The sequence below is a fragment of the Symbiopectobacterium sp. genome (assembly GCF_051710365.1).
GTDB lineage: Bacteria > Pseudomonadota > Gammaproteobacteria > Enterobacterales > Enterobacteriaceae > Symbiopectobacterium.
Genome location: NZ_JBPETA010000131.1, coordinates 1 through 9,516, shown reverse-complemented (window position 1 = coordinate 9,516; position 9,516 = coordinate 1). Strand labels below are relative to the sequence as shown.

Genomic DNA, 9,516 nt, shown 5'->3' with positions numbered 1-9,516 from the left:
CCATGGCGATGGTCAAAGCGCTTAACCGGATCACGCTATTAGGAATGCCGAACAGTATTCGCATCACGTAACAATCGACCCGATGGGGCACAGTCGTTACAAGTTCTGATTTATTCAACAAAGCCGAGAAGATGCTGTAGTGCATGGCTCATGGATGCTTTCCCTTGGTGGAAATAAGTGTTGTTAACGTATAACGGTAAGTCATCAAGCTTCAGCATCGGCATTTTCGAAAAATGATAAATTCAGAATGTTGAACGCTGCCAAATGGCCAATGTGGGTCATACTTTCATTATCGCGTCAGTGTAAGCATGCAGCGCAAAACGTTTCTGTTGTGCATTGCAGCTAATGCCTGACGTCGTTACAGACAATAACGAAAGGAGACTCGCCAATGAAATTATGGCATATCTTAGGTGATATCACGTTATCTGTCGTGTTGACTGGCGCGGCAGCAGCAGCGACAACGGTCACCGATTCTCCGACCGCTGCACAAACCCAGCTTGCCATGCCTGCGGTCAGCGGTACCATTAATCTGCATCAGCGCATCGCACTGCCGCCCAATGCAGCCTTAACGGTTACCGTTTCTGATGCCAGCGTGTCGGATGCGCCGTCGCGCGTGCTGGCGCAAAAAGTGGCGTGAACGGACGGGAAACAGGCTCCATTTATCTTCTCCTTGCCGTATAACCCTGCCGACGTACAGCCGAATGCGCGTATTCTGCTTAGCGCAGCGGTGACCATCGATAACCGCGTGGTGATGGCAACGCAGGACATTCCCGCTGTGATCACCAACGGTGTGACGCGTGCGGATCTGCTGTTGATTCCGGTGGAGTCAGTGGCACTGCCAACGCACTCGCAGGGCGGCTTATTGACCCCCAGCGCCCATACACCGTTAAACACTGAGGGATAACACCTCATGGCTCTCAGGGCGTTTCGCCCTGCCAGCCATAGCGAGTGAGATCGATCTTGCCCTGACGCGTAAAGGTTACCCCTTCGGCCCTGAGCGCTTCGCGTTGGCGAATGTAATCCGGGCCAGTCAGCGAAATTTCACCATGACGATTTATTACCCGATGCCAGGGAAGCGAGCTGCCTTCGGGCAGCTTTTTTAATACGCCGCCGACTTGGCGGGCAGCGCGTGCGGAACCCGCCAGACGGGCCACCTCCCCGTAGGTGGTAACCTTGCCCCAGGGGATGGCTGCTACGACATGAAAAACGCGCTGGCGAAAGTTATCCTGCTCCATCGCTTCTCCTGTGAATATTACGACGAATCAACATAGTGGCACAGGTGCACGGGCTTGCAAACGTGTGTTTCGCCGGTCGAGAAACTGAAATCGAATAAGAAAACAACGGTCGGCTGCGGTCAACTTGCAATTGAGGTGCGCATACCCGATAATACCCACGCTCTGTACCACGCAGAGCCAACGAATCAATGGAGGCCCTGTCGGTTCTCCCGCAACATTACCCTGTGGACTCGGTCAGGTCCGGAAGGAAGCAGCCGCAGTAGGAGACGTGTGTGCCGGGATGTAGCTGGCAGGGCCTCGACCCTTTATATTCACTGCTTTTTTATTTTCCGCGCTTTTTTATTCTTATTCTCTTCATTCTGTCCTGCGTATTGAATACGTTTATTGATGACATTCCATTGCTGATGATGTGCTCTATTGGTATTAAAGCGCATGTAGATAAGCGTGCTTTGTCGGTCTTTATCTCAAAAACGTGATGGCGGTAAGTGTGACAAGATATTGTTGCTTTGGGATAAATAGAAGGATTTCACGGTAGTAAAATAGAATTGCACCAAAAAAAGGCAATATAAGAAATCTATATTGAGATCAATGTATGTGATTTACAATTGTGATATTTACGTAAGCAAATGGCTTGAAGAGAGTAAAACGCCAGGGTCACGTATTCAATGTGTTGCTCCGCAATAAAAATAGTATTCATGCTCTATGTTCTCTTCATGCATTCAGGCTGGTTTTAAACACCTTTTTTGCATGCCAGACTATGTAGCAATACACTCATTGAATACGTGACCAAACGCCAGCGATGAGGCTGGCGTAAGATATTCACCCTAAATCATTTAGGCATATACCTGTGATACTTCAATTTGCTTCTGCGCTGGCTGCATACACTTGCCCGAATCGCTCACTTGAGTATGTTCATCAGGATTTTATCACTTGCTGCCTGGCTGAAAATCAATTATTCAAGGTATAAGCACAATGATTTAACGTACGTATTTCCAAACGGCGGTAGGGACCTTGTCGTAAAGCTTGTTCATCGTTAGCTCAGCTAACCGGTGATCGGCGGCGGAATAAAACATTTCCAGCTCATCGCTGGACAACTCATACTTGTTCTTCTCGATAACGCGTTCAAGCGTGTCAATCGTTGTACACTTGCGTAAGCGCATCAAATAATCAATTTTTTTCATGGCGACCTTTATCAAAACAATACCAGCACCTGGTGGTTAATTAATATAAAAGCATCTATTGCTTAAGATTTAGCAGATGAACAGACGTTCTCCTGTGAGAACATTCCTAATAACGTGGCTTTAGATCGTTGCCAGCGTTGCAGTTCGGCACCATTAATCCCATAGTTACTGAACAAAGCATAGGTGTCATCTAAATACTGCTCGACCCGTTTTGAAAGCTCGTCTTCATCGGGGTATTTTATTTTAAATGTCAGAATAAATGTAGCTATATGCTCAATCAATTCATTTAATTGGAGATTGATCGCAGATGTTGGGTCATTGACCCAGCCATGACTGCTATCCCCCAATGTGGCGATGCTTTCGTCACAGAGATTTTCACACAAGAATCGGAGTTGGGCAATATCATAATGTTTCGGTGAGTACTCATCCATATTGTTCACTCCGTCATGCTGTTATTCCACATTACCTCAGCCTGCCTTTGAAACCTGCAACGCTGAAGGAACGTAATAGAAAACCCTGACAACAGTTGGTAACTCCTTGGGTTAAGTGATGAAATAAGCTCACATTTATCCTGATGGAGAGTGCGGATTACACGACATACCGCATCACCCATACGCTAACTATAGCAAAAGAATCACAGAATATCGCAAAAAATAAGTAAGGTTTTTGACCCTATTTAATCAGATAGACGATCGGTATAGCCGATATATATAATAGTTGATACTGTGTTTCATAATATTACTTTATTAAATTCTCTTACAAATTAGAGCGAAAATTATCTTATAAAGGTTACTTGGGGGGCAATATCATCACGCGCAGAAAGGAAATTACTTGTGTGAGAGGTTGGGAATGGACTTTTATTAACGCATTGATATATAATAAAAAGCCCTGGGCAGGTCTAGGGCTTGAACGGTGCGCTGCTGTCATTATCAGCGTTTTTTCTTTCCGCCTTGCACGGCCTTAAAACGTGGATTTGTCTTACAAATAACATAAACCCGCCCGTGCCGACGAACAACCTTACAACCTTACAACCTTACAACCTTACAACCTTACAACCTTACAACCTTACAACCTTACAACCTTACAACCTTACAACCTTACAACCTTACAACCTTACAATCTTTATGGCGTGTTTTTGCCGAACGTAATGAACTGAGAACCTGCATACTTTCTCCCGCTGAAAATTACATATTTCGCGATTTTAAAAAATGGCCAAAACGCTTGCTAAAGCGTGCCGTGCTTCCTTCTTTGGCATACTCTTTTTGTTTCCCGGTGTAATAAGGGTGTGATGCTGACGATACATCAATCGTGACATAGGGATAGGTTACGCCGTCCCGTTCGATGGTGCGGTCTGTCTGGATGGTTGAGCCAACCATAAAATACTCATCAGCACTGGTATCGTGAAAGGCTACAGTACGGTAGTGCGGGTGGATATTTGCTTTCATTCAAAACCTAATTATTATGTTATAACATAACTAATTGTGCGCTTCTTCAGGAACAAGATCAACCCTCTTGTGTCTGAGGGGTTGACGGAGTGAGAGCAGGGCGATGGTCAAAACAGGCAGGCAAAAAAAGGCCGCTTGCGCGGCCTTTGGGGAATAACTCAGTTACGGTTTTTCGACGATATGGCTGTGTTCAATATCTTCATTTTTCTTGCTAAAGCGGCGGCGTACCACCACAAAGAAGACAGGAACAAAAAAGATCGCCAGCACCGTTGCGGTAATCATCCCGCCCATTACGCCAGTACCTACAGCGTTCTGTGCGCCGGAACCGGCACCGGAACTGATTACCAACGGCACTACGCCGAGGATAAAGGCTAACGAGGTCATCAGGATGGGGCGCAGACGCATACGTACTGCATCAAGCGTCGCCTCCACCAAGCCTTTGCCTTCTTTCTCCATGAGGTCTTTGGCGAATTCAACGATAAGAATAGCGTTCTTCGCCGATAGACCAATGGTGGTCAATAGCCCTACCTTGAAGTAGACGTCATTCTCCAATCCACGCATGGTGGCGGCCAGCAGCGCACCAATGATCCCGAGCGGCACCACCAGCATTACGGAGAAGGGGATAGACCAACTCTCGTACAGTGCGGCCAGACACAGGAACACCACAATCAGCGAAATGGCATACAGGGCCGGTGCCTGGTTACCCGACAGACGTTCCTGATAAGACATCCCGGTCCAGTCGTAACCAATACCTTCCGGCAACTGTTTGGCAAATTCTTCCATCAAGGCCATCGCTTCACCGGTACTCTTACCCAGGGTTGCTTCACCCTGAATCTGCATGGACGGCTGTCCGTTATAGCGTTCCAGACGCGGTGAACCGTGCGTCCAGTGGCTTTGTGAGAAGGCAGAGAACGGCACCATCTGGTTGTTGGTGCCGCGAACATACCAGCGCTCAATATCGCTTGGCAGCATACGGAACGGCGCATCAGCCTGCACATACACTTTCTTCACACGTCCACGGTCAATAAAGTCATTGACGTAGCTGCCGCCCAGCGCGGTTGCCAGCGTGGCGTTGATATCCGACAGGGATACACCCAGCGCCTGAGCTTTTTCCTGATCGATATCGATACGGAACTGCGGGGTATCTTCCATGCCGTTTGGACGTACGCCAACCACGGTATCAGGACGCTGTGCGGCCATTCCCAGCAGTTGGTTACGTGCCGCAGTCAGCTTCTCGTGCCCCAGGTTAGCCTGATCCAGCAACTGGAAGTCAAAACCGGTTGCGGTACCCAGCTCAACGATGGCGGGGACGTTAAAGGCGATAACGATCGCTTCCTTTGATTTGCGAGAAGGCAGCGTTAGCCCGACCGGCAATGGTACCAACCTTGTTTGCTGCTCCCGGACGTTCGCCCCAGTCTTTCAGACTGGCGAAGACCAGACCGGCGTTCTGCCCACGACCGGAGAAGCCGAAACCGTTAACGGTAAACACCGAATTAACGTTGTCTTTCTCATTCTCCAGGTAGTGCTTGGTCACACGCTCCAGCACGCGCTCGGTGCTCTCTTGGGTTGCACCGGCGGGCAGTTGCACCATCGTCAAGAGTACGCCCTGGTCTTCTTCCGGCAGGAAGGAGCTTGGCAAACGCATGAAAAGCACTGCGAGGCCAACCACAATCAGCAGGTAGACCACCAGATAACGGCCGGTACTGCGCAAAATGTTGGCAACGCTATCGGTGTAATGGGTGGTGCTCTTTTCAAACAGCTTGTTGAACCAACCGAAGAAACCCGTTTTCTCGTGATGGTCGCCCTTCGCGATGGGTTTGAGCAGCGTGGCACAAAGCGCCGGTGTCAGAATCAACGCTACCAGTACAGACAGCACCATCGCGGACACAATGGTGATGGAGAACTGACGGTAAATGGCACCAGTGGAACCGCCCGTGAACGCCATCGGAATAAATACCGCAGACAGTACCAGCGCAATACCGACCAGCGCGCCCTGAATCTGCGACATCGATTTCTTGGTGGCTTCCTTGGGCGGTAACCCTTCTTCCATCATTACGCGCTCGACGTTCTCCACCACCACGATGGCGTCATCCACCAACAGGCCGATGGCCAGTACCATGGCGAACATGGTTAAGGTGTTAATCGAGTAACCGAAGGCAGAAAGGATGGCAAAGGTGCCTAACAACACCACCGGCACCGCGATCGTCGGGATCAGCGTGGCACGGAAGTTTTGCAGGAACAGGTACATCACCAGGAACACCAGTACGATGGCTTCCGCCAGCGTTTTTACCACTTCGTTAATCGAGATCTTAACGAATGGCGTGGTGTCGTAGGGATAAACCACTTTCAACCCAGCCGGGAAGAACTGCTGTAACTTACCCAACTCGGCTTTAACGGCGGAGGCCGTATCCAGCGCATTGGCACCGGTTGCCAGTTTGATACCGACCCCTGCGGCTGCCTGACCGTTGTAACGCGCAATAACGCTGTAATCTTCACCACCCAACTCTACGCGGGCGACATCACGCAGGCGCACCTGCGAACCGTCAGCGTTGACGCGCAGCAGAATGTTGGAGAACTCATCTGCAGATTTCAGTCGTGTCTGGGCAATGATAGAAGCATTAAGCTTCTGCCCCGGCAGCGGCGGTGTACCGCCCAATTGTCCGGAGGCAATCTGGTTGTTCTGCACTTTGATGGCAGCTACCACATCACCCGTGGTCATCTGGAAGCTGTTGAGCTTGTTCGGATCCAACCAGATACGCATCGCGTATTGGGCACCAAACAACTGCACGTCACCGACACCGTTGGTACGGCTGAGCGGATCTTTGATATTGGCCGCCACATAGTCAGCGATATCCTGCTGCGTCAGTGAACCGTCTTCAGAAATAAAGCCGGCTACCATCAGGAAGCTGCTGCTCGATTTCTGTACGCTTACGCCCTGTTGCTGCACTTCCTGCGGCAACAATGGCATCGCCAGTTGCAGTTTGTTCTGTACCTGAACCTGAGCAATGTCCGGATCCGCTTTCGAGTCAAACGTCAGCGTAATCTGAACCGTACCCGATGAATCACTGATGGAAGCCATGTAGAGCAGGTTATCGATACCGTTCATGTTCTGTTCGATAACCTGCGTCACGGAGTCTTGCAGTGTAGAAGCATCCGCGCCTGGATAGTTTGCCGTTATTTCAATGGCCGGTGGTGCAATGGTCGGATATTGGGCGATAGGCAACTTGATAATTGCCAACGCCCCCGCCAGCATCACCATAATGGCGAGTACCCATGCAAAGATGGGACGATCAATAAAAAACTTAGCCATGAATTACAGGCTCCTGTTAAGACTTCGCGGGTTCAGACTGCGCGGGTTTTTCTTCACCATTCCCAGGTGCCGTCTCTTTTGCTCTGACGGGTACGCCCGGTCTGATTTTCTGCAACCCAGTCACGATAAGACGATCGCCTGCTTTAAGGCAGGAGGTCACCAGCCAGTTGCTGCCGATAGCCTGGGCTGTCGTGAGCGTGCGTGTTTCAACCTTGTCACCTTCACCAACAACCATGGCGGTGGCTTCACCGCGCGGATTGCGCGTCACGCCTTGTTACGGCACCAGCAGCGCGTCATTGTTCACACCTGAATCAAGGCGTGCACGTACAAACATGCCGGGTAACAAATCGTGTTGTGGGTTCGGGAAGATAGCGCGCAGGGTGATAGACCCCGTGGTTTCATCTACCGTGACATCAGAAAATTCCAGCGTACCGTTTTGTGCATACTCCGTGCCGTTATCGAGCAACAAACGCACGGTAGCTTTGCCAACGGCTTGTTTCAACGTGTCTTGTTCCAGCTCACGCTTCAGTCGCAAATAGTCATTACTGGATTGCGTCACATCCACATAGATCGGGTCGAGTTGCTGAACGCTGGTCAACGCCGTCACCTGACCGGAAGCCACCAATGCCCCTTCGGTGACCGTCGATTTACCGACGCGGCCTGAAATCGGGGAGAGTACCTTGGTGTAGTTCAGGTTGATCAGCGCAGAATCCACAGAGGCTTGTGCCGCTTGTACGCTGGCTTCTGCCTGGCGCTGTGTTGCCAATGCCTGATCGTAATCCTGCTTGCTGACATAATTGGTGCCAACCAGCGGTTTGTAACGGTTCACGGTCAAGCGTGCGATTTCTGCCTGAGCCTGTGCTTGTGCCAGCGAGCCTTTCGCGCTGTTGTAAGCCGCCTGATAGGTTGCCGGGTCAATCTGGTACAGAGACGTGCCCGCTTTCACGTCGCTCCCTTCGACGAAGTGACGCTTCTGAATAATACCGCTCACCTGAGGCCGAACCTCGGCAATGCGGAATGCGTTAGTGCGCCCTGGAAGTTCGGTAATCACGTTCAGCGGTTGTGTTTTGAGGGTCACAATGCCGACTTCAGGCGCTTGCTGGCCGCCTTGCTGCTGACCTTCATTTTTATTATCACACCCGGTGAGCGCTAAGCCGCCAGAAAGCATCAGGACTGCCGCCAGAGGCATAAGCCTTCTGTTTTTGTTCATAAATAAACCTCAAGTGTCCGATTTGCATTTGACCAATGGATCACAAGCCCTAAAACCCATTGCTGCGATAATCCTGCAAGCGTGTTATGTTACATACATTCGCGAATGTATGTAAATCACGCTTCCTTTAAAAAACAGCGCCATGGCACGAAAAACCAAACAGCAGGCCCAGGAAACACGACAACACATTATTGATACGGCCTTACGCCTCTTCTCCGAGTTCGGCGTCTCCGCCACGTCGCTGGCGGGTATCGCTGCCGCCGCAGGCGTCACGCGCGGCGCGATTTATTGGCACTTCAAAAACAAGGCTGAGTTGTTTGATGCAATCTGGACGTTGTCCGAGACGAAAATCAACGATTTCGAATCTGATTATCAGGCAAAATTCCCTGATAATCCACTGCATGTGATGCGTGAGCTACTGATCTATATGCTGCGTTTGGCGACGACCGACACCGAGTGGCGCTCGATAATGGAGATCAATTTCCATAAGTGTGAGTTTGTCGGTGAAATGTTACCGTCGTATAATGCACGCAAGGCGCTCTATTTCTCCTGCTATTAACAGATTGAGGATAGCCTCAATCACGGTATTCAGCTGGGTTTCCTGCCGTCCGATCTGCATTTGCATCGTGCCGCCGTGACGTTGCGCGCCTATTTCTCCGGTATCCTGGAGAACTGGCTGTTTCTGCCTGAAAGCTTTGATATCCATCAGGAGGCGCCAACCCTAGTAGACAGCTTTATTGATATGCTGCGTTTCAGCCCGGCACTCAGACTGCCGCTCGCCACGCCTGTACAAGAAAACGCCGACTAAGATTCAATCTGTTATAACACACTGTCCGTTATAATGAATCGTTACTTTTTCGTCAGGTTTGCTCCGTGCGTTAGCGTGCAGAACCGTGATATTCTTCGCCATTCTTTTTATGCCTGACAACGTATCATGTACTGCAAGTCCCTTTCTCGCGGCCTTGATTTCCCGCGTATTCTATCGATTGTTTCCCGCTGCGTTGCCCTTTTAGCCGTCATTCCGCACCTGATTTTTCTTTTTTCGGGACTTGACGGTATTCTGAAGTTCTGAATTTATTACTGCTTTTTGCAGACCAATCAGCATGAGTACTCCCCACGTTACCATCCGTAACCT

4 protein-coding genes, 1 other RNA gene and 6 pseudogenes are annotated in these 9,516 nt (G+C 50.1%); 4 read left to right on the top strand and 7 right to left on the bottom strand.

The genetic code is table 11. The features are described from left to right. Both ACTBDZ_RS12210 and ACTBDZ_RS12205 read left to right on the top strand, forming a co-directional pair. Positions 1 to 71 (top strand): annotated as a pseudogene (locus ACTBDZ_RS12210) (surface-adhesin E family protein); the annotation flags it as partial. A gap of 317 nt (positions 72 to 388) precedes the next feature. Next, positions 389 to 904: pseudogene (locus ACTBDZ_RS12205) on the top strand (YbaY family lipoprotein). A 13-nt stretch (positions 905 to 917) separates the two neighbouring features. Here ACTBDZ_RS12205 and ACTBDZ_RS12200 read toward each other — a convergent pair. Beyond that, positions 918 to 1,235 (bottom strand): MGMT family protein, encoded by a 318-nt coding sequence (locus ACTBDZ_RS12200; RefSeq protein WP_438815505.1) that lies wholly within the window; start codon positions 1,233 to 1,235, stop codon positions 918 to 920. Between the two features lie 198 nt (positions 1,236 to 1,433). On the opposite strand from ACTBDZ_RS12200, the gene ffs reads away from it, so the two are divergent. Then, positions 1,434 to 1,530, top strand: an RNA gene (gene ffs, locus ACTBDZ_RS12195) — signal recognition particle sRNA small type. A 682-nt stretch (positions 1,531 to 2,212) separates the two neighbouring features. Here ffs and ACTBDZ_RS12190 read toward each other — a convergent pair. From ACTBDZ_RS12190 to ACTBDZ_RS12165, 6 genes and pseudogenes are all read right to left on the bottom strand, one after another. Continuing rightward, positions 2,213 to 2,416, bottom strand: a complete 204-nt coding sequence (locus tag ACTBDZ_RS12190; protein WP_195315224.1) for an HHA domain-containing protein — start codon at positions 2,414 to 2,416, stop codon at positions 2,213 to 2,215. Between the two features lie 62 nt (positions 2,417 to 2,478). Next, entirely contained in the window at positions 2,479 to 2,847 is a 369-nt protein-coding gene (gene tomB, locus ACTBDZ_RS12185; RefSeq protein WP_252319656.1) for an Hha toxicity modulator TomB, read from the bottom strand. A 498-nt stretch (positions 2,848 to 3,345) separates the two neighbouring features. Continuing rightward, a pseudogene (gene rpmJ / locus ACTBDZ_RS12180) lies at positions 3,346 to 3,438 on the bottom strand (50S ribosomal protein L36); the annotation flags it as partial. A 162-nt stretch (positions 3,439 to 3,600) separates the two neighbouring features. Beyond that, entirely contained in the window at positions 3,601 to 3,861 is a 261-nt protein-coding gene (locus ACTBDZ_RS12175; protein ID WP_438815503.1) for a type B 50S ribosomal protein L31, read from the bottom strand. Between the two features lie 162 nt (positions 3,862 to 4,023). Continuing rightward, positions 4,024 to 7,171 (bottom strand): annotated as a pseudogene (locus tag ACTBDZ_RS12170) (efflux RND transporter permease subunit). 16 nt (positions 7,172 to 7,187) lie between these two features. Next, positions 7,188 to 8,381 (bottom strand): annotated as a pseudogene (locus ACTBDZ_RS12165) (efflux RND transporter periplasmic adaptor subunit). Between the two features lie 142 nt (positions 8,382 to 8,523). Between ACTBDZ_RS12165 and acrR the strand changes: the two are divergent. After that, positions 8,524 to 9,189 (top strand): annotated as a pseudogene (gene acrR, locus ACTBDZ_RS12160) (multidrug efflux transporter transcriptional repressor AcrR). Positions 9,190 to 9,516: the final 327 nt, after the last annotated feature.